This is a genomic window from Bacteroidota bacterium (genome assembly GCA_040388375.1).
Classification (GTDB): domain Bacteria; phylum Bacteroidota; class Bacteroidia; order UKL13-3; family UKL13-3; genus JAAFJM01.
Window position 1 is genome coordinate 41,769 of sequence record JAZKBU010000020.1, and the last position, 20,182, is coordinate 61,950.

Annotated in this window: 21 protein-coding genes; 5 read left to right on the top strand and 16 right to left on the bottom strand. The window is 34.5% G+C overall.

What is annotated here, in order from left to right:
* Positions 1-175: 175 nt before the first annotated feature.
* The 16 genes from V4538_17160 to V4538_17235 form a co-directional block, all read right to left on the bottom strand.
* Positions 176-496, bottom strand: coding sequence for a hypothetical protein (locus V4538_17160; GenBank protein ID MES2382779.1), 321 nt, complete (start codon positions 494-496; stop codon positions 176-178).
* Positions 497-670: 174 nt separating this feature from the next.
* Entirely contained in the window at positions 671-2,269 is a 1,599-nt protein-coding gene (locus tag V4538_17165; protein ID MES2382780.1) for a hypothetical protein, read from the bottom strand.
* Between the two features lie 124 nt (positions 2,270-2,393).
* A complete protein-coding gene (locus tag V4538_17170) occupies positions 2,394-3,197 on the bottom strand; it encodes a hypothetical protein (GenBank protein MES2382781.1) in 804 nt (267 codons plus the stop codon).
* Between the two features lie 65 nt (positions 3,198-3,262).
* The gene (locus V4538_17175) at positions 3,263-5,362 is read right to left on the bottom strand and encodes a hypothetical protein (GenBank protein ID MES2382782.1); all 2,100 of its coding nucleotides are present in this window, start codon (positions 5,360-5,362) and stop codon (positions 3,263-3,265) included.
* A gap of 125 nt (positions 5,363-5,487) precedes the next feature.
* On the bottom strand, positions 5,488-6,870 hold the full coding sequence (locus V4538_17180; GenBank protein ID MES2382783.1) for a hypothetical protein: 1,383 nt from the start codon (positions 6,868-6,870) through the stop codon (positions 5,488-5,490).
* Positions 6,871-6,973: 103 nt separating this feature from the next.
* Positions 6,974-7,600, bottom strand: coding sequence for a hypothetical protein (locus V4538_17185; protein MES2382784.1), 627 nt, complete (start codon positions 7,598-7,600; stop codon positions 6,974-6,976).
* A 58-nt stretch (positions 7,601-7,658) separates the two neighbouring features.
* Positions 7,659-7,802 (bottom strand): hypothetical protein, encoded by a 144-nt coding sequence (locus tag V4538_17190; GenBank protein MES2382785.1) that lies wholly within the window; start codon positions 7,800-7,802, stop codon positions 7,659-7,661.
* A gap of 8 nt (positions 7,803-7,810) precedes the next feature.
* Entirely contained in the window at positions 7,811-9,445 is a 1,635-nt protein-coding gene (locus tag V4538_17195) for a tyrosinase family protein (protein MES2382786.1), read from the bottom strand.
* 20 nt (positions 9,446-9,465) lie between these two features.
* On the bottom strand, positions 9,466-9,924 hold the full coding sequence (locus tag V4538_17200; protein ID MES2382787.1) for a hypothetical protein: 459 nt from the start codon (positions 9,922-9,924) through the stop codon (positions 9,466-9,468).
* Between the two features lie 27 nt (positions 9,925-9,951).
* The gene (locus V4538_17205) at positions 9,952-10,371 is read right to left on the bottom strand and encodes a hypothetical protein (protein ID MES2382788.1); all 420 of its coding nucleotides are present in this window, start codon (positions 10,369-10,371) and stop codon (positions 9,952-9,954) included.
* A gap of 165 nt (positions 10,372-10,536) precedes the next feature.
* On the bottom strand, positions 10,537-11,265 hold the full coding sequence (locus tag V4538_17210; GenBank protein MES2382789.1) for a hypothetical protein: 729 nt from the start codon (positions 11,263-11,265) through the stop codon (positions 10,537-10,539).
* A gap of 205 nt (positions 11,266-11,470) precedes the next feature.
* Positions 11,471-13,234 (bottom strand): hypothetical protein, encoded by a 1,764-nt coding sequence (locus V4538_17215; GenBank protein ID MES2382790.1) that lies wholly within the window; start codon positions 13,232-13,234, stop codon positions 11,471-11,473.
* 482 nt (positions 13,235-13,716) lie between these two features.
* A complete protein-coding gene (locus V4538_17220; GenBank protein MES2382791.1) occupies positions 13,717-14,037 on the bottom strand; it encodes a hypothetical protein in 321 nt (106 codons plus the stop codon).
* A gap of 226 nt (positions 14,038-14,263) precedes the next feature.
* Positions 14,264-15,076, bottom strand: coding sequence for a peptidoglycan recognition family protein (locus V4538_17225; protein ID MES2382792.1), 813 nt, complete (start codon positions 15,074-15,076; stop codon positions 14,264-14,266).
* Positions 15,077-15,098: 22 nt separating this feature from the next.
* Positions 15,099-16,178 (bottom strand): hypothetical protein, encoded by a 1,080-nt coding sequence (locus V4538_17230; GenBank protein ID MES2382793.1) that lies wholly within the window; start codon positions 16,176-16,178, stop codon positions 15,099-15,101.
* On the bottom strand, positions 16,165-16,404 hold the full coding sequence (locus tag V4538_17235; GenBank protein MES2382794.1) for a hypothetical protein: 240 nt from the start codon (positions 16,402-16,404) through the stop codon (positions 16,165-16,167). The genes V4538_17230 and V4538_17235 overlap by 14 nt, the downstream gene beginning before the upstream one ends.
* A gap of 175 nt (positions 16,405-16,579) precedes the next feature.
* On the opposite strand from V4538_17235, the gene V4538_17240 reads away from it, so the two are divergent.
* The 5 genes from V4538_17240 to V4538_17260 all read left to right on the top strand — a co-directional run bounded on the left by V4538_17240 (position 16,580) and on the right by V4538_17260 (position 20,182).
* Positions 16,580-16,903: a hypothetical protein gene (locus V4538_17240; GenBank protein ID MES2382795.1), complete on the top strand. Its 324-nt coding sequence runs from the start codon at positions 16,580-16,582 to the stop codon at positions 16,901-16,903.
* 65 nt (positions 16,904-16,968) lie between these two features.
* Positions 16,969-17,541, top strand: coding sequence for a hypothetical protein (locus V4538_17245; GenBank protein MES2382796.1), 573 nt, complete (start codon positions 16,969-16,971; stop codon positions 17,539-17,541).
* Positions 17,517-18,311 carry a histidine kinase gene (locus tag V4538_17250; GenBank protein ID MES2382797.1) on the top strand — a complete coding sequence of 265 codons (795 nt, stop codon included), beginning with the start codon at positions 17,517-17,519 and terminating at the stop codon, positions 18,309-18,311. Before V4538_17245 ends, V4538_17250 begins: the two co-directional genes overlap by 25 nt.
* Before the next feature lie 16 nt (positions 18,312-18,327).
* Complete coding sequence (locus V4538_17255) at positions 18,328-18,990, top strand: response regulator transcription factor (GenBank protein ID MES2382798.1); 663 nt, start codon at positions 18,328-18,330, stop codon at positions 18,988-18,990.
* A gap of 361 nt (positions 18,991-19,351) precedes the next feature.
* On the top strand, positions 19,352-20,182 hold the full coding sequence (locus V4538_17260) for a hypothetical protein (protein ID MES2382799.1): 831 nt from the start codon (positions 19,352-19,354) through the stop codon (positions 20,180-20,182).

Sequence of the window (20,182 nt, forward strand, 5' to 3'; positions counted from 1 at the left end):
GTTTGTTGTTTATTTAATAGCAACGAACATATTGAAATAGCACGACTAAAACCTAGAGTAGAAATACCCTTTTTTCGTAGGGAAAACACTCTTTTTTTGAGAGTAGGTATAAGTTAGAAGTAGTATTTATTTTACTAACAGTAGATTTTTGCCATTACTACTTTCCTCAGAAAACTTATGCACTGGTGTAAGTGCCATATAAGGTATCTCCTTCTTTTTGGGCTACGCCTCTATAAATGACTTTATTGTTTTCCCAAACAAGTGTATAAATATCTATGTAAGGGTATTTTGATATTTCTAATGTAGCTTGTTGTAATTGATTGTTATTTCCGGACCAAGTATCGTGATAAGTTCCGATGAATTCATCATCGTCTTTACTGATGGTTTTTCTAACTGCATGACTTGAAAAATAAACATTACAAGTTTCGTTACTATTGTTACCCATCAATACCCCTTTCCTCAACTGTAATTTAAATATTCCGTGTTTTATTTTCATTTTCCTCTACCTGCTTTTATAATTCAAATGTAATAAACCACACTTTGGCCTGTCAAGAGTATAAATACCCTTTTTTCGTAGTATAAATACTCTTTTTTAAGCCTGGTATAAATAAATAAGTCCGGACAGATTTATATCTATCCGGACTTACTTTACTAGTTTGTTCTATACTTATTAGTATAAATAATGAGGCATCCAAAAAGAGTAATCGTCTACTTCGCCATGGCGTATAGGAATATGTTTGTCTTTGTGTTTGGTTTCTGCATAAGGAAAAGTTTTTAAATGTATCCTGTTTCTTAAACTGTTTTCTATAATGGAATACGACATCACAAAATTATCGTAACAACCCAATGTCCTATCGGTAAAACTATGTGGGTCTTCATATAGTTTATCAACCCATTCCAATAAGCTACCCGGGGGTACTAACCAGTTCAATACTGGTATGCCCATTTTTTCTTGTTTTTCGCGTTTAGGATGTAGTGTTATATTAAAAAAATCAGTTTGCTTATTGTGTTTTAAAAAATGCTCCACACTTACTTCCCAATCGCTTATTTTACAAGCAGCAGCCATATATACTATTTTGTCTACATATATGTTGGCAGGTAGTTTATCGCCATAGTGTTTAAGCAATTCATTCATTACCATAGAGCCCATACTGTGGCCGTATAATGATATTTGAAAAACCCTGTTCGGATATTTTTTAGCCAGTTCTATAATGCTTTCTACCAACAAAGCAGTAGGGCCTGAATGGTCCACGTTTTTATATTCTTCTAACGTCATGGCAATGGCTTTTTTTCCTTTCATGGTCGCAGTATCTTGTCGTATCAGCGGTTTAAGGGCATCGTAGCTAAACTGCTCGCTGTTCCTGAACATTACTTTGGTTCTGCGGCTCATGTTTTGCCAGGCAGGTTTACCCAAGGTAGCCACTGTTGAACCTAAAGGAATGCTTATAAACGAACCAAAGAAATTATACGCTTCATTAAAGCGCCTGATGCTTTTATAAAATACGGTATCTTTAGTACAGGTATGTATACAACACTTGCGTGTTCTGCAACAATTAGCATTGCTATCGGCTAAAATACTATTGGCATTTTTGATGGAATTATTAGCCCAAAAAGCTTCTGACTTGGAGAAAAGATTTTTCCTAAGCAGGCGTGGAGAGTAGATGACTGCATTAGCCAGATCTAAACCCAGGTTAAGCGGAAAGTTAAAGGCTCTCAATAAAGTAGGTTTGGCATAATATCCGTTTTGTACTACGGTAGCATATTGCAGGTAGCTGGAAAATAAACCTGAGCTCCAGTTAATAAATATGGGAAATACAGATGAGTCTGTTTCCAATACTTTCCTGTATTTCATATAGGCTTCCGTACGTGATCCTTTTTTACTGGCGAGCCCGCCATGTGCGTACAGCATTAGCTTAACGGTATCTTTATTAGCGGCATCATTTAATTGATACTTAGCTTTAATGGCTCCTGTTATTCTTCCTAAATGGGCCAGCTTGTATACATCGTTATTCCTTACATAGCTTACCTTTTTAAAAATAAAACCACGGTCAGCAAAAAAGTCTTTGGTAAACGGATTGATAGGATGTCCCCTGCGATTAACCTGAATAACATGGTTAAAGAAAGAAGCATGGTAGTCTATTTCTTTAAGGTCTTTTTTATAAGCCCGTGCTTGTTTCTTTTCCAACTTTATCTGTTTGGAAGCACAACTGCTAAAAAGCACATAACAAATAATAATAGCAATATAACAAGGAAGTAATGTTGTTTTCATAGGATTGTTTGTTATATCAAATTAACTGATTGCTTAATGTAAATGCAAGGGACCAATGACGAGAACTATTTTTATACACTGATTTACAATGCTTCTCTATTCAGCTGGTCTGTTGCTACTTCTATTAATTATTAATGTATTTAGTATAACCTACTCTAATCGTTGGTATTATATTGTCGTTAGTACTATTATATAATTTAAATATATCCCCATTTACTGGGATAGCACCTAAATCAACGTTAATCATATTGTTTTCACCAAGAGAAAATTGCATCCTACAACCAAAATCATGAAATAAATAATATGAATTGGATTTGTTAAATAAACTTTTTACTTCACCTACGCCTGTTAAAAAATATATATAGTTTAAGTTATAATATATACTAAAGAGGTCTTTAGCAATAAGTTTTTCAAATCCAATTTTGCCATGAAATATTAATGAATTGGTATTGCCTATTATTTGTGTGTCTTTTCGTAACGGAAAATCTTTATACAAAATATTTAAATCAAAATTGATAGACTGATTCATGCTCCCTTTAAATTTAATTGGTTGAATGCAATTAAATTTAAAACCTATTTTACTTGTTTCTACTAGTAAAAGTCTTAATGCATTATTTTCTAAAGACGTATCAATTCCTGCATTTCCGGTAAATATTTTAATAGAGTATGTGGCACTATCTTTTTGAAATTTATTAGTTAGAAGAATATCGAAATTAGGAATAAAATTCACATTATTATTTCCTTGAAACAGGCTTATAAAACTTGCGTTTGATTGGAAGTTATCGATTAAATTAGTATCATTTTCGCTTAGATTCATTTCATTTTTCATCTTTTCATTTATAATTTTTTTGGAGTTTAATAAATTTTGAGATGTTACATGTAGTGCATTAAAAATGATTAAACATGTTACTATTAAGTTTTTTTTCATAGGATTTTTGTACCTACTCTTTTACAGGATTTTCGGTTTTACTCCTTTTGAAATTATTTAGTTATTTATTTCTTGTTATTTAAAGCACTCAGGTATTCAAAAATTGCAATATCAAAACTGATGCTTACAAAGCCTTTATTCGGGCTTAATGAGTAGGGTACAGCATAACTAACATTAAAATCAAGTCCATTGAAAAATGTAATTCCTAAACCTGTTCCGATAATTGGTGTAGTAAATTTATCTGCACTGTTTAATACAGTTATTTGATATAATAACCCTGAACCATAAAGTAGCATATGAAAATTATTAACTATTGGCTCGCTGTTTATTTTAGCAGCCTTGTTAATACTAAGTTTTGGGTCGCTGCTAATTATTCCATGATTAAAACTTCTGCTTCTATTCCAATCCTTGATATTCCACTTTAGTCCAATTTTTTCAGATATGAATGAACTGTATGGCAAAGAATCGGCCTTGTCTGGGCCATTGCTACTAATGAACTTTAAATTATTTCCGGTTGAAACATTATGATTTGCCCCAACTGTGAAAAACAATGAAAATCTTGAGTGCTGGTTTTTCGCAAACTTATTATATATACCAGTTGCGATTCCTTCCACATCAATTTTTATGTTATTATCCTGTTTGTTTATCAGTGTGTATTTGTCCACTGATGTTGTTATGGCTGTTACTACTGCTTTTGTTCTTTCATCTCCATAAGTTTCACCAAGTCCCGTTAAAAATTTAAACATATAATCATAAGATTCTACCCTGTCTAAATTGTTTATAATATCAAGTAAGGGTAAATAATTTCTTAAACTGCTTATAAGGTAATATAACTTCTCTTTATCTTTGTTTAAGAGGTGTAATGAATTATTATATAAACTATCTGATATGGCAATAGCAGCCTTTATTATTTCAACATATTGCCCGTTTCTTTCATTGTTTAAAGTAGCTAATACAGGTAATATTTCTTTTTGTATGGTATAAGATAAATCTGAATATTTTTTTGCCCATACCGCATTGTTTTTATGGCCAATATTTACAAAATACTTGGGCATGTTTTGTATTTGCTCAATTACCTTTTTTTCCATTTCAAATAATTCTTTATTATTTGAAATGTTAGTAGGTGATTTGTCAATTGTTGTAACATTGAATTTTAATTTTTCAATTTGGTCTTTTAGCTTATCGGCAGATGTAAATTTTGCATTTGTAAATAATGAATCAAGTGCATTTTTATTGGAATCTTCATATAAGTTTTTTATATCTTTAAAAATATTGTAATAACTAAATAAAAAAGTAACTATAGTATCTGCTTTTTTGCCATAATTGTTAAGCGTATTGTAAATATAATTTGTGCCTAGTCCTTTAAAATACTTGTACTTACTCAGCGCATCATATATTGGATTTTGGTTGTTTTCAGATTGAAACAACCCGGTTGAGGTAACCTGCTCATTCCTGATACATACATCATAAATTAAGTCAACAAACATGCTAAGTGCAGTAAAATATTCTCCATTTGATTCCTGGTATTTTTTATCTGATTTATTCGTTAATAATAATAACAACTCCGGCTTTAATAAATACTTATCAAATTTTGGTTCTTCTTTTTCTGTTGTAGAATTAGCGTTATTTAATGTAATTGAGTTTCCATCAATTTTATTTTGAGCAATTTTATATTTTACATTACCCGCATCTTTATACTTGAATTTTTCTTTTAATTTTTCGGCATTTGCTGAATCTATCTGAAACAAGAAAAGTTTGAATAATTCTTTCTCAGAAGAGTCAAAATTATTAAAGCCTTTTTTGGACATATCTTGTAAAAGATATTCTGCAAGACCATAAACTAAAAGTAATTCTGCACTATTCTCCATAAATTCTTTAGAAACAACTTGTTTATTGTTTTCATTAAACAACAAGTTGATACTTTTCTCTACATATTGATAGAAAGCATAACTTCCACGTTCTAATTTATTTAGAATAAGCCTTTTCCCTAATTCAGTTTTTATTTCCCCTTGTTTTGTTGAAATAATATCAAGTATTAATTGTGCATCTAATTGCCCTTGTTTATATGCTAAACCACCAGCTCCAGTAGTTAAGTTTGGTCCAAATTGAGCCTTAGCATTTATCAGAATTAATATTCCAATGATTAAGGTAATTATTTTTTTCATAGGATTTGTTCACTTACTCTTTTACAGGATTTTCGGCTTTACTCCTTTGAACAAACAACACACTGCAGGTATTCTAACTAACTGTAGTGTGTTGTTTGTTCAGTTATATAGTTAATTACCAAGAGCTATTTAGCCAGTGGTAAGTGTTGCTGGTCAATTGTTTTTAGCTTGGTTATTAAGCTTAAGTTATTACTGAATAAATGGCTTAGCGCTAAATTATATCCTGCATTGTTATTGTTAAAATCAACAGTATTGTGGCAACCAAAGCAGTTAAATGATATAGTAGGTGTAGGTGCTTTTTTGCCTAAATACTGTATATAGGTTTCGGCTGCAATATTACTAAGGGCACGCGAACCACGCAGATTTGCTGCATATAACGAACCAATGTTTGGGTCATTAGGCGTTAAAGGTGCTGTTACAGGATTAATCCAAATAGAGCCAAAGTATTCGTAGTTGCTCCATACATCGCTGGTGCTTAACTGTGCAAACACACTGGTATTTATACTGTCAATATTTACTAAATTAGTTGAATCCTGTGATTTTGCAGCCTGTGTAATACCTATATATTCAGGTTGTGTTCCATGGTCAAATAAATGGTATATACTTTTAAACGGCCCAACCACTCCTTTACTTTTAACAATAGAACAAGAATCTAATGGTGTATTTGCATTGTAGAATAAATAATCGTTGGTGCTTAATACTTGTGCAGGGTTTGGTGTTGAGTCGGTTAAAATATTAGCCGGCCACTGTGCAGTAGGAGCCGCATTTTTGTGTTCAAAAGTAGCCCAGATTAATTCAGGGTGATTGACTACTCTACCCGCTATATGCATACCAACCATAGCAACTTTTACTGTGGTTCCGTTAAACTTAGCCGTAGTAACATAAAAATTCTGTAACTGATTTGTGGGTACTGATGAAGCCATAATCCATGCTACTTTTAATTCAAATGAACCTACCGGATAGTTGAGTGTATCATATCCTTTAGCATGGAGTTTAGCAGCGTCTAATTTTCCGTTGGTATAACATTGCTGTTTGAATAAATTGGTATAAATTTTAGCAAAGCCATACATAACAGGATCCATATAAATAGAATAATAGATGGCTCTTCCTTGTTTATCAACTAAAATTGTTTGCGTTCCTGCCTGGCTGCTATCTATTAAATTCAAAGTAGTACCTAAAAGCTGCATTTGGTTGTTTACCTGAATTAAGTTTTCAAAACGAGGTTTACCATTGCTATCTGTTTGGGTTAAATACAAAAACTTTTGCCACGACCACAAATGGAAATCGCAATTAGTAGTAGTATTGATATTATAAAAGGGGCTTGATGGACCATTTTCTATGGGCTTAGGTGTTTGTGAATGGGGGAACCACGTGGCAGGAGCCGCACAAGGAGAAGAAACATCATTAGTAGCACCTCCATATCCTCCAGAATTTGAACCACAATTTTGGAAGATCATTAAACCTACTGCAAATGATGTAATAAGAGCGAGTGTAATTTGTTTTTTCATAATTTATTTATTTTCAAAGTTGGATGTAATAAAAAGTATATGCTATACCTGATTATAGGTATTTTATTTCCCTGTAAAGTATGGGTGTAATTATTTTAATATTTTATTCAACTAAAAACATACTGATATAACCGGGAGATGATTGTGTTACCTGCTGCACAGCTATGGTGTTTGGCTTAATAATGTTTTGTATTTCGTTGCCCAGTTTTATTTCTGTTTCATTGGCTGATTCAACCCTTATTTGGTTGGTGTATATTTTATATCCCTTGCGGGCATTTACTACATCGCTTAGTTTTCTTACGCGAGCATCAAAACCATTTTTGGTCAATAGTTTTTCGTAGTTTTCGGCTATTCTTTTTTGTGCTTCACCTTTCGATTCCAAATAGAAAACATCTATTAGGAAACTTTTGCGTGATGTTTTATTGGTACCGGCAGCTGAATATTTTTCAATTTGAGTGGCTCTTTCATCTTCGTATTTTTTTGCCGTATCTAATTGGGCAATGGTGGTATTAATTAAATGTTGCGTAGTTGGACTAACAGAACTATGTAGTGAACCCAGTACTTTGAGTAGCTCTTTTTGAAACTGGTCGCCTGCCAACATTTCTGTTACCAAAATAGCAGCCAGGTCAATTTTTGCATCTTGTTTGCTCTCTACTGCACTATACACTTTTTCATATATTATAAAACGGTGTTTGCGTTCAAAATCTATGGAGTCCTGGTTTTTGTTCATCTGGCTTATGTTTAAGCCTAACGCAGCCTGCGAGGTAGCTATTTCCTCTTTAAGGCCATTATACTTTACACCTATATAAAGATACTACACCCAGTAATGAAGCAACTTTAGCACCCGTGTCCAAATATTTATTTACATCTATCATAGCTTTTGTTTTTAAGTTAAACAGTGCGGGTGTTAAACCCGCACTGTTTTGTGCCAATGGTTTATTTATAATATTTCCAATTGGTATAATGTTTCCTGGTTATCGGCTGTTAACATTTTTGTTTGTAAAGGCGATTCTGCTGCCTCTACAGGTCCGTCACGGTCAATAATAGAAATGGTAATAGCATTTGCTGCTTCGCTGCTGCTTAGTAAATTCAAAGGATGCTTATTAGGTATTTTAAAGAATGCTTTTGTCTCTAAATGCGTAAGGCAATTAGCGCACTTCATTACACTCCAGCGACTCAACACGGCTTCAAAGCCCAATAACTCTTGAGTAGTATTGCCGTCTTTGTCAGTTACGTTTGTGTAAGCTGCAATAACAAATGAACCTTTTCTGGCTGCACGGTTTAGCTTGCTTATTTTAATTAACTGTCCACCGCTTTTTGCCGGTGCTGCTGCTTTCAATAATGGTTTAGCTAATTCATCTAACGAACCTTTTCCGTATTCATAACCCAAATTATTAATGTTTACACAGTCGTTAGAGGTATAATAATCACCGGCCTTGTTTGATTTTTTGAAAGGGTATAACGGGCTGTCTAATGTTAAGTATGAGTTTGGTGCTTGTCCAACCGATGGTTGAGTTCCTCCGTCAGATGAATTGGTGCCCGGATACTCTTCTATTAAATCAAGCGATTCTGTTTTTTGGTGTTTCTTTTGCCATAGCCAAAACATCCTGTCAACGTTGCAATGGTGAAAGAAGAATATAGGGTCTAAACCGGCAGTATTGTTTTCGCCCATATCACCATTAGCACCTGCTACTCTCGAAGCTCTGTAACCCGGTGCATCAAATCCGCCAACAGCTAAATGTATACTGTTGTGTGGCGACTCTAACGGAGTAATAGGATCAACACCCGGATCAAGATGACTGTTCCATTCGCCTGCCGAAGTAGTATTTGAAAATACAGTGTAGTTAGGTGCATTTAAGCAGTTTTTAAATTGTGCCAATACATAACCTCTTTCAGCATGTGTTGTTGTATTTGGTTTGTGTGATTCCGTCAGCCAGTTTATTATATTGTCGTTTAAATAAGCTGTTCCTACACTTGCAGGATATTTGGCATTGTGTATTGCTGTTGCTGCTGCATCTTCAGGTGTGCCAACTAATCCTGAGTAAGGGTAACGTACAGTTTCGTAGCCCGCAGGTTTAGAGTAATTATAAGTGCCAGGGTCAATAGCGTTGTCAGTAAGTGCTACAGGTAGTGTAAACGATTTTAATGGATTGTCTATTGTTTCGCCATTGCTAAAAGTAAAGGTTGAGTTAGTCAATGCCCATGGAACGCCATTGGCTAAAGTCTCCGCATTAGTTTCATCCCAAAACGGAATAGTTACCTCTTCACAACCTTTTATACTTTGTAACGATTCTTCTAATTTCACCAAGTACGCACGATGCCACGTAGGAAACAAAACATTTCCGTGGTTACAGTAACCGCCCCAATAGCTGGTATCAGTAGCACCCGCAGCTCTGAAAGGTTCCCCGTGAAAACCACCCAACATAAAAAACGATTTTGGATCTTCGGGTGGTAATTCTTTAACACCTTTCCATGCACGCATTAAATTTTCCAATGGTTTCTTATCACCTTTTTCATAGGCAATTTGTAAGTCAATGAGGGAATGCCTCACGTTTAAATTCTTTTTTGTTTTCATAATTTTTGAGTAGATTTTTATTATTGATAAGTTGTTTTAAATGTTGGAATGGAAAAGCTGTTCCATAAAGAGCCACATAAAATAAATGCCATGCCTGTAAAGAGCAAAGGATTGCTGAAAGGCAAAAAGGTTCGGCCACCAATTATAATACAGGCACCAATAAGGCTTACTATAAAAGGCCCGTATCCTTTTTCTTTCACCTTTTTAAAAATAAGGAATAAATGCAGCGCTAAAAAAACCATTAACACAGGTAAAAGCCATGATATATATGGAATATTAGAAAGGCCAAAGCTGCCAAACATGCTCATATAAGCAGCCCAGCAAACAGGGCATTTTGGAAAAAAAGCAATGACTAAACTAAGCACCGAGCTTGATATAGCTTTGATGGGTTTTTTAGTTTTTGAAAGAGAAGCAGTTTGCGTTTCTTCAACCTTTTGACTACAACAACAAGATTGAACATTTGGGGTAACGGTATTCATAGTTGTACAATAGGGTTTAAAGATTGTTTAATGAGGCGCTTGCAATACAGCATAAAACGAAGCCACCACACCGGCAGGACTTACACCACCTTTGCCATTAGGGTGAGGAATATTACGAGTTACACTGCCTACCAATGCAGGTACCTGGCTTATGCCATTAGGTATATGTGGCACTACATAACATAAGTAATCATATACCCATGCAGAGCCATCAACAATACCCGAACCTTGAAACCAAAGAGTGGCCGGGTTTCCGTTTTGAAAGGAACCTTTTAATTTAAGTTCCCACCCATCACCATAAATTTTTCCGGTTAAAGTTCCTTCCGTTACTTCTATTAAAAGATTGGCTCTGCCAAATTCAAGGTCATTAAAATCAACTGATAAATCAGGGTTGTTGTTTAGGCTTCTATAGGTCCATAAGCCCGATGCAATATTTCTTGTTTTCATGTTTTAGCTTTACTTACTCTTTTAAGGATTTTCAGTATAACTCCTTTATATTTTTGCTAGTTTGTTTCAATAGAAAACCACTGCAATCCTCCCCTGTTTAGGGGGAGGTTGAGTTGGCCTTTAGATTTTTGTAAAATCTAAATTTTGGGGAGAGGTAATAGTTTATTACTTGCTTTGTTTTAAATACTCAGCAGTAGTGTATACTTTATTAACGTATATGGTTTTGTTTACATCAATAACAAATTCGCATAAACCTATATGGCTTTTGTTATTGGCATTCCAATCGTAAGTATAACCCAATGAAGTCCATGGGTATTGGTTGTAAAGCCCACATGCATAGTAGCGGCTTACGCGGGTATTGTTTACCCATTGTATATAGCTTTGGTCAAGTGAGTCTTGCGCACTGAAGCAGGTGTTACATTTTTTGTCAGTTACTTCTTTATCAGGACACGGCCTGAATAAGTCAGCAGGCTTAACCCAAAACTCTATAAACCAGTTATAGGTGCCGGTAGGAGGTAAGCCTAATAATTGTTTTAAGCGCAAATCCGGATTAGATGCTTTTTCTTTGCGCATACGGTTTAATAATTCAGGTGCAGTAGTTACCCATATTTGGTAAGGCCCTGTGTTGGTTGCACCCGAGTCGCCATAATAATTTGTCTGTTTCCACGATACTACCAATACATAGTCTTCGCCATTAATCGTTTTCCATGTTAGGTTTTTATTGTCAGGTGTAATAGCAATTAAGTTTGTATCCTTGGTATCGGTTGGCGGATACATGGCATTTTTAATAGCACTTTGGTATAGTTTGTCGAAATTGTTTTGTGCGTGTAATGGAGCGGTGTATAAACCAACTATTACAAGCAAAAGATAAAGGAGTGAGTCAATTTTTTTCATAGGATTTTTTTTTAAGTTTTATAAGTAAATTTTATTCATGTTGAGTGTTTTTAAGTAGTTGAATTGGCATATATCAAGCGCTTTCAGTCCGGTTATATAAATGCCTGCTTTCTATAATATGGTTTTGCTTAAAGGAAGTGTACAAGAGCAAAAAATATGAACTCACATCATTGACATGTAATGTGAGTTCATAGTGTTAACAGGATTATTTTTTCTTAAACGTAGTAAGCGGTTTTGTTTCTGCAAATATGTGGCTTAAGTCGTTTGGATATAAGCCTTGAGTAGACGAGTTGGAATGGCATCTGAAACAAGAACCATTTTGGTTGTACAGCGTATCAAATTGGAAATAAGTTTCCATAGTGCTGTTGGCTAACTGACTGGTACCAATGGCATCGTTAAGCGACATACTGTTAGCTGGATATGCTAGGCCATTAGGGCCATGGCCGCCTTTGGTCCAGGTAGCACCTAATAAGTAATAGTTTTTACGAATATCATTTCCAACCAATAAACTATTAATAGCATTGTTTAATGAAATAATTTCACTGTTTGAAGCAGCTGCACTTACATCTTCAGCATTAGGTACAACATTGTTTGCAGTGCCCCATGGTTTTGTTCTGAGTGTATTGCTGGCACCAATTACATAGCCGTTTTTCCCCACTAAAGTATCGCCACTTACACCTATATGCGAATGATTCACACTGTCAGCATTGGCATTGTTACTTAACAACCAATGCGTACCAGTATCTTTCGGTACCGTTTTAGTTCGACCGGTTGAATCAAGATAGGTGTACGATGCATTAGGCGCATTGTTACGGTGTTCAAAAGTAGCCCAAATCAATTCAGGGTGTTTATCAGCACTGCCAACTATGTGCATGCCTATTAAAGCCAGCTTGGTTGTTCTTTCTCCTTTAGGTATCCATTTGTTCGGATTTGTTTTATCGTAATTGGGAACTACCGCATCAATAGTAATGTAGCTGCCTAAATTAGGCAAGTTAGTAGTTTCTACCCATGATGTTTTGAGTTCAATAGCCAATGCATTAGAGTCAAGTAAAGTAGTTCCGTGTGTTCTTGCGAATGCACAAATACTATCTCTTGCACCTTCGGTAGTTGGAAAAGTAGTGGTGTCAATTACACCTTGTTGCCCACCGGTTAAAAAGTATGCATATACATCGTTTACCATACTAATATAATATACCAGCGAACCATGTTGATCTATCAAACCATCCTGAGTAGCCTGACCTACTTCAGTATCTATAGTATTACCTTGTGCATCAAGAAAAATAGATTTGCCATTTGTTTTAAATTCTTGTACTACACGCAGCGTATTTATTTTACTTTTTAAAAGTGCTTTTGGTTGTTGAATTTCTTTTCCTTGTTTATCAATAAAAGTATGTAGTCCATTTTCTAAAGTTTCAATATGGCCTAGCTCTACTTGTTTGCCGGCATTATTTAAAAGCATTACTTTACCATTTGTATTGCTGTTTTCTACTTCAAATAATCTGCCTTCCCTATCAATAATAACAGGTAATTTGTTAGGGCCGTTTTGGCTTATATGGCTGTTTACCCTTAAAGGTGTATTGGGTACATGTGGTATTAATTCGCGTTTGCCATTTTCCGCTGGCGATACCGTATAAAATACAGGCGATTCTAACACAGTATTACCACTTTTATACTGACCCGATGAAACTGGTGAAGTAATCCAAAGAAACATTTGATGAGACCACAGATAAAAATCACAATTGTTACGATGAGGAAAAGTTACGCTGTTGGCAGGTAATACAAAACCGTTTTGAGCAGCTGTTCCACTTGCATACCACTTGTTAAAATCAGTTGAGTTAATGGTACACGATTGTTTAACATCTTGTGGTAAATAGCTTGGTTCAATAACAGGTGTTGGTCCACAGCCCCACATAAGTGACATGCTTACTAGTAATAAGGCAGTTGCAATTTTTGTAAATGAGTTTTTCATATGTTTTAGTGTTTTAAACCGTTTTAGCTTAGGTTTAGGTGTTTTGCTTTTCAAACATAGTTGAGTACTCAATTTAATTGCAAGAGTAGAAATACCCTTTTTTCGTAGTATAAATACTCTTTTTTGTTAAATGTTATTTTAATAGGTGGGAATAGTTTTACCTCAAAAAAGTATTGCCTAAATTATATGTTTGGTGAACAGAGAAAATAGCATAAAGCTTCCTTAGGGCTATATTTAAAAGGATTTATAAGAGTGTAAGTTTTTTTTCAAATGGATTGAACAAAGTATTTTTACTTGTTTAATAAATGAAATGCCAATAATACTTGTGGGGTAATCACTACACATAAGATAAGTGTGTAGGGTTTTTATAATGGCTTACGTTGATTGGAAATTTGTTTTTGCTGAAGGTTGTTTTATAATAGTCCTATTTACTAAAGATAGCGCTTGAAAATACATAAACAAATAGTCTATATAAAGCTTTTTTATGCAAGCATATAAGCACCATATAGTGTAGTGTCAATTCGCTCAGCTAATCCATGAAAAAGTATATTGTTTTGCTCACTAATCCAGGTAAGCATATACATAAAACCATACCTGTTTATTTCAAGTATAGCCGCTCGTGGTTGTATAGTTTCCTCAAACCAAATACATTTAAAGCTACCTATAAATATATCGTTGGTGTTAAGCTTGTATAAAGGCATTGCACATTTTGGGTAAAATTTATCAGGCACATGCTCATTGCTATAATTACCTACAAGCATACCATCATGTAGTTTTAATTTAAAAATCCCTCTTTCAACCATATTGCTTTATTTACCGGCTAAAGTACCGGTATTAAAAAGTGTTCGAACATAGTGTAGGGACTATCTTAAACAAATAGGGAAAACACGGTATCTAAAATAATAATTGAGCTGTTTTTTAAAAGTACATAAGGCTTTGTTCATATAACTATGAACAAAGCCTTATGTATAAATGATTATAATTTTCGACTGTCTGTCAAATAAATTAAAAAGTAATGTGTTGCTATATTTAGCCGGGCGTATTTTGTTTTACAGCGCCACTCCAGAAAAAATTGCCCTGTGTATCTTTATACCATTTGCTGTTGCCATTTATGTTTTCTCCGTTTTCAACTATTTCAACATAGTTTAAAACAGTACCGGCACTAATTGTTTGTACAATATTTGCTCTGGTATTAGGTGCACCTTGGCGAATGTTTACTTTGGTAAGTACAGTAGCACTTCCTACACTTGGTGTACTTTGATGCGGGTCAGGTATTACACCGGTACATTCATTGTATTCCGTTACTATGTCTTTTAGTAATTGTTCATACGTTCTTCTGCTTTGTGCAAGCCCTGTTACCGGGTCTGTTTTTCTTTTAGGGTCTAAGAAAAAATGACCCACTATACTTGTTGCAGGATCAAGCTTAAAAGTGTAACACAAATAAGCAATTACCCAGATGTATTTTTTATAAGACTCATCGGCATTTATATTATTGCCAAAACAATATTCTACACCAATAGCTGCATCATTGGCATTGTAGCCGTACAGTTGATTGTCAGTAGTTACATTGTACAATACATGCCATGCCTTTTCAGGCGCTGCCGTTAAAGCAGGAATACATTCCAATATTTCCTTGTCGTCAACAAACAAGTGAGCCGAAGCACTTTCTGTATTGGCCGAGTTCGTATAGTATTTAACATTGCCGGCAGCAGTCGAATTTTTGTTACCGGTATCATGCGCTACTATAAATTTAACGGCCGGGCTTATAGCTATTCCACTTCTACGTTTGGTACGTGCAGGTAAATACTTAGGTGTTATGGTATATTTTTCTGTAAAGCTCATAATAGTATTATTTAAAAAGTAATTAACCTATAGCAGGTACATCTTCATCATCAGTACCGCTAGTAGTGGTATTGTTTGTTGATGTTTGCGTGTTAGCCGGAGTAGCAGACGCTGCAGCAGCGCTCGCGTTTTCATTTATTTTTAAACCAGCGTAAGTACTATTACTCAAGCCCATTAACAACAATAAATTGTCGTCAAAGTCAGGCATTTGTAATTGAGTAAATACTTGTTTTATGAAAAATAAGCCGAGCAGTAAGTTAAACACCAACATTTGAAAACGATGTACACTCATACCATTTGCATCTGATAAAACATCAGTAATAAAACCTTCTGTTTTATTGTTGCTTTGTGAACGTGGTTTATTGCTAAGTACATCATTCTGGTCAATAATACCGGCTGCTGCGGTGGTAGCGCCACTTATACCCAATAGTATTAAAGTAGAAGTACTTAATGGAGCCAATTCGCCAGTTACTAAAGCTATAAATACATAAGAGATAGAAACGATTAAAGTCCAGAAGGCCAATTGCGAACGACCCAAGCTATAAGGTTTGTCTTTTAATAGTTGTGTAGAAATATCTTTTAATAAACCACGTTTGTTAGCATAAAAGAACAAGGCCAATATAATAAGTATACAAACAATAGAAACCCAGAAATAACCCTTTCTGATAATGACCAACGAAACCTTGTTTACTTGTGTAGTGATAGCACCTGTTTGATAATAGCCAATACTCAGGCTAACATCTTTTTTCCAGTATTTAGGCGCAGGTGATACATAGAATATATCCCATGGATCATTATTATCATTTCTGGTAACAGTAAAGTTAATATATCCCGAGCTAACATCTACCGCATTGGCTTTAATACCCGTCATGGCTATACCATCTAAATATAAAAGAAGCGTACCTGTATCGTTTTGTAAACTAAGTAATGAATCCAGATTATTTACCTGTACTGCAATCCTGTCGCCAAGAAACAGGTGATTGCCATTGTGCGTAATATTAACAAATGAGTTTACACCGGGCGCTTGTTGCGCAAAACAAATTTGCAAGCTAAGGGTATAAACAATAAGAATAGAACAAATGTGGGTTTTAATTGCTTTCATAGTCTTTGTGATTTAATAATGTATGATTAGGTAAATTCGATTCAACCATTTTAGCGATATAGGCATTCATATCAGCTATGTTGTCACTATCCAGATTCATGTTGAAAATGAAGTTACTAATAGCTTCATCGTGTTGCTCTTGGGCACTCATTAAGTTTTTCATATGTTTTAGCTTTTCATTAAATTTTGTAGGGCGTAAATTATTTAACTCTTTGATAATCTGCAATAGGGGAAATACCCTTTTTACGTAGTATAAATACCTTTTTATTTTTTATTAATGAGTAGTATTTATACTAGGAAAACACTCTTTTTTTTAGGAGAAACACTCTTTTTAAATAAACGGTTGCTATATTTTAAGTTTAAAAAGTATGTTTACCACTTAATCAAAATATAAGTAAAACATGGAAAATTTAAAATTTGATGGACGCGAGGGCGCCCCGATTGACTTAGCTTTAGCCGCAGAGTGGACAGCTAACTACCGTGCAACAATTCAACTGGGGGAAATTAAGGGGCATTATTTTGGTAAGGATATTTTGAACGATATTCTTGCTCAGGAAGGTTGCATGGGTATCCGTATGTATTATGCAATTGATAAAGACGGTGTAAAACAATTAATATTGGTTGGCGTTGATGCTTACGAAAATGATCAGGTTGGAGGAATTGTTGCAGATTACTCTATGCCTTGCCCTAACCATTGCGGAAGTGTAAATGTTTTAAACGCATAATATAATTGCACAAGTTTTTTCTTTATACCTCGGCATTTTCAGCATTAGTGCCGTTTGTGCCCGCAATGCTTTACTGGAAATATTTCAGTAAAGCATTGCGGGCATTTGCAGTGTTTATAGCAGTAGCTGCAGTGTTTGACATGTACTCGGTTATAACAGGTTATTTAGGTATAAATAATTTGAATATTTTACATATCTATACGGTTGTTGAATATTCCTTTTTAGCTTATTTTTTACATTTAGTAGTGGAAAAAAAAAGGGTAAAAGATATAATCCTTATCAGTATTCCTATATACGGAGCATTGGCATTATCCTATTCTATATTTATCTCCAACCTTGTAGGTTTTAACAGTGCAGGAAGAGTGGCTGAGTGTGTATTGCTTAGTGCTTTTGCATTGTATTGGTTTTATAGCTTGCTCGATTCAGATGAACATACTTCCTTAAAAAGATATCCGTATTTTTGGTTAAACTCAGGTATTACCTTGTATTTTATGGGTAACGTTTTTATGTTTATGCTGTATTCTTTACTGAATAGTCCTACTGATATGGACTATTGGACTGTACATTCCGTATTAAATATTATAGCTAACCTGTTTTACTTTATTGGGTTTATATGCAATCATCGCAAACCATTATAATATTTATAGCAGGTACGGCCATTATGATACTTGTATTTGGCTTTATATTTGTTTTTATGCTTTTATACGAGCGTAAGCGCCAACGGTATAGAGCCACCATTCAGCAACTGGAAATTGATAACCAGAAGAAATTATTAGAAGCCGTTATTGAGGCACAAGAAGAAGAAAAACAATATTTTGCAGAAGAATTGCATGATAGTATAGGACAATTACTATCTGTTATCAGCATGAATTTGAATACCCTTAAACGCAAGGCTGCTCAAAAAAATATGGTTGATGCCGAGTTGGATAAGATTACCGATATAACTTTAGAAATAGCCAAAACATCTATTCAGGAAGTGAGGAACATATCGCAAAAGTTAATGCCGGTTATATTGAGCGATTTTGGATTGCAGGCATCCTTGTTTGATTTGGTTTCAAAAACCAATGAAACAGGCGCCCAACAAATAACATTAAGGTATGAGTTAAGTGCAGAACGCTTAGCAAAAAATGTAGAAAAAGCATTGTATAGAATAACACAAGAGTTATTGAACAATACCATAAAGTATGCAAAGGCTAAGCAAGTTAACATTGTATTGTGTTACGAAGCCGATACTATTTTATATCAATATGAAGACAATGGAGTGGGGTTTGATATACACAATATGAAAAAAAGTGGAGTAGGTTTAAAAAGTATAGAAAGCCGTGTGAACAGTATTAATGGCAATTTAACTGTTGTAAGTGGAAAAGAAATAGGAACAAAAGTAAACATTACCCTAGCTAAAATATAAATTTGCCTCCATACCCATGAGTAAACAACGTATTCAAATAGCCATTGCCGATGACCATTCTATATTTAGAAATGGTTTAGCTGCATCCATTCAACCATTTGATTATATAAATATTTTGTATTCAGCTTCCAGTGGCGAAGAGCTAATAGAAGGTTTAAAGACTCATAAGCCCGATGTAGTTTTACTTGATATAAAAATGAAAGGCATGGACGGTATAGAAACTACGCGTCTCTTAAAACACGAATATCCCCACATAAAAGTATTAGGCTTGTCCATGTACGAAAGCCACCAGTATGTTACCAATATGTTTAAAGCAGGTGCGAGTGGTTTTTTATTTAAAGATTCATCACCGGAGCAAATTGTACATGCTATAGAATATGTTAAACACAACGAGTATTATTTTAACGAACAAGTGTCATCCAAATTGTTAAGCAGCTTGTTAGAAATAAATCATCCGAGTACCAATACACCCAATGTTTTTGTTACCCTATCGCAAGTAGAAATAGATATTATAAAACTAATTGCTGCTGAGTTAACCAATAGCGAAATAGCCAACAAGTTAAATTTAGGAACAAAAACAGTAGAAAACTACAGGGCAAAATTAATTGTAAAGACAGGCGTTAAAAATACGGCAGGCCTTGTTCTTTATGGTATTAAAAGAGGCTATATAGTAGTATAGCATTTCTTATTCCTCCATTACATTTTATCATTTACAGGTTTTACAGGTATATACATCTATGTAAAGCCATCATGCTTTTTCGTAAGTTTTATACTTCCATTGCATCAATTTTTGCATGCCATCAACTTTTAAAACAGAACACATACTAAAGTTATGTTTAAGTTATGAAAAAATGAATTTTTGATGCTTATGCTTAAAAAAAGAGTATTTATACTACGTAAAAAGGGTATTTCCCCTCTTGCTTTTATTTCCGTTTGGTAGCTACGTTTGCTTTGTTAAAAGCCAATTCAATAGTAACGTGTAATAACGTGCCTCTTAAAAGAATAAACTTTTAACCATTTACATATTCAAATTATTTATTATGAAAAAAGCAAACAATACAACATCTAAAAATTCATTACCTCCAATTCCTAAAGGTTTTGGTTTACCTTTTTATTACGCTACTCTGTTTAATATAGAAGTAGCTTTTTTGGTTGACCGCAAAAGAGTATTACCCTATTTAGAAAACACAGGCCTTATAGCCGCAGACTTTGCAGGCAAAGCCATTGTAAGTTTTAATTTTCAAAATTATAACGGGCAGTTTCCCAATGGTTCAAGCAATACACAAGAAATAGAATTAAACATAGTTGTGTATCCTGAATCGCAAAAAGACAATGTAGCCATGGTAAGTGCCGAAGATTATTTAAAAGGCGAAGAACAAACCAAGTTAATGGGCCATAAAAGAGTTTGGGTGCCTTGTGATAGCGATATAGCTATAAAAGCTGGTATAGAATTGTTTGGAGAACCTAAATTTAAAACAACATTTACCACCGCACTTCCTTCGTTAAATGTACCTGATGTAAACACATGGACAGTTACCTGCAACGATCCTAAAAACAGCAAGCAAAGCGTATTTACCTGTGTGGCCGATGTAAGCAAGCTAACACCAGTAATGGCTGCATTTTCGCCCATTACCGAGTATGGTAAATTTAACAACAAACTAATAGGCTGCAGATGGAACATATTGCAACCAACCAATTTATATTTTTTCAATAAAGCAGAGAGCAGTAAACGAGTGAAACTTACTTATGGTGCATCTAGTCATCCAATGAAAAAAGACATGGAAAAATTAATTGGTGATACACCCGCCTTTGCTTTACGTACCAGTATGTCAGCCCCTGCTGCAATTCAAACACGTGCTTATTACGCTTAA

Coding starts and splice junctions, on each gene's coding strand:
- V4538_17255 (MES2382798.1), top strand. CDS start 18,328: ATGAGTAAACAACGTATTCAAATAGCCATTGCCGATGACCATTCTATA.
- V4538_17195 (MES2382786.1), bottom strand. CDS start 9,445: ATGAAAACAAAAAAGAATTTAAACGTGAGGCATTCCCTCATTGACTTA.
- V4538_17215 (MES2382790.1), bottom strand. CDS start 13,234: ATGAAAAACTCATTTACAAAAATTGCAACTGCCTTATTACTAGTAAGC.
- V4538_17225 (MES2382792.1), bottom strand. CDS start 15,076: ATGAGCTTTACAGAAAAATATACCATAACACCTAAGTATTTACCTGCA.
- V4538_17170 (MES2382781.1), bottom strand. CDS start 3,197: ATGAAAAAAAACTTAATAGTAACATGTTTAATCATTTTTAATGCACTA.
- V4538_17165 (MES2382780.1), bottom strand. CDS start 2,269: ATGAAAACAACATTACTTCCTTGTTATATTGCTATTATTATTTGTTAT.
- V4538_17220 (MES2382791.1), bottom strand. CDS start 14,037: ATGGTTGAAAGAGGGATTTTTAAATTAAAACTACATGATGGTATGCTT.
- V4538_17260 (MES2382799.1), top strand. CDS start 19,352: ATGAAAAAAGCAAACAATACAACATCTAAAAATTCATTACCTCCAATT.
- V4538_17245 (MES2382796.1), top strand. CDS start 16,969: ATGCTTTACTGGAAATATTTCAGTAAAGCATTGCGGGCATTTGCAGTG.
- V4538_17210 (MES2382789.1), bottom strand. CDS start 11,265: ATGAAAAAAATTGACTCACTCCTTTATCTTTTGCTTGTAATAGTTGGT.
- V4538_17250 (MES2382797.1), top strand. CDS start 17,517: ATGCAATCATCGCAAACCATTATAATATTTATAGCAGGTACGGCCATT.
- V4538_17205 (MES2382788.1), bottom strand. CDS start 10,371: ATGAAAACAAGAAATATTGCATCGGGCTTATGGACCTATAGAAGCCTA.
- V4538_17160 (MES2382779.1), bottom strand. CDS start 496: ATGAAAATAAAACACGGAATATTTAAATTACAGTTGAGGAAAGGGGTA.
- V4538_17180 (MES2382783.1), bottom strand. CDS start 6,870: ATGAAAAAACAAATTACACTCGCTCTTATTACATCATTTGCAGTAGGT.
- V4538_17175 (MES2382782.1), bottom strand. CDS start 5,362: ATGAAAAAAATAATTACCTTAATCATTGGAATATTAATTCTGATAAAT.
- V4538_17230 (MES2382793.1), bottom strand. CDS start 16,178: ATGAAAGCAATTAAAACCCACATTTGTTCTATTCTTATTGTTTATACC.
- V4538_17200 (MES2382787.1), bottom strand. CDS start 9,924: ATGAATACCGTTACCCCAAATGTTCAATCTTGTTGTTGTAGTCAAAAG.
- V4538_17185 (MES2382784.1), bottom strand. CDS start 7,600: ATGAACAAAAACCAGGACTCCATAGATTTTGAACGCAAACACCGTTTT.
- V4538_17240 (MES2382795.1), top strand. CDS start 16,580: ATGGAAAATTTAAAATTTGATGGACGCGAGGGCGCCCCGATTGACTTA.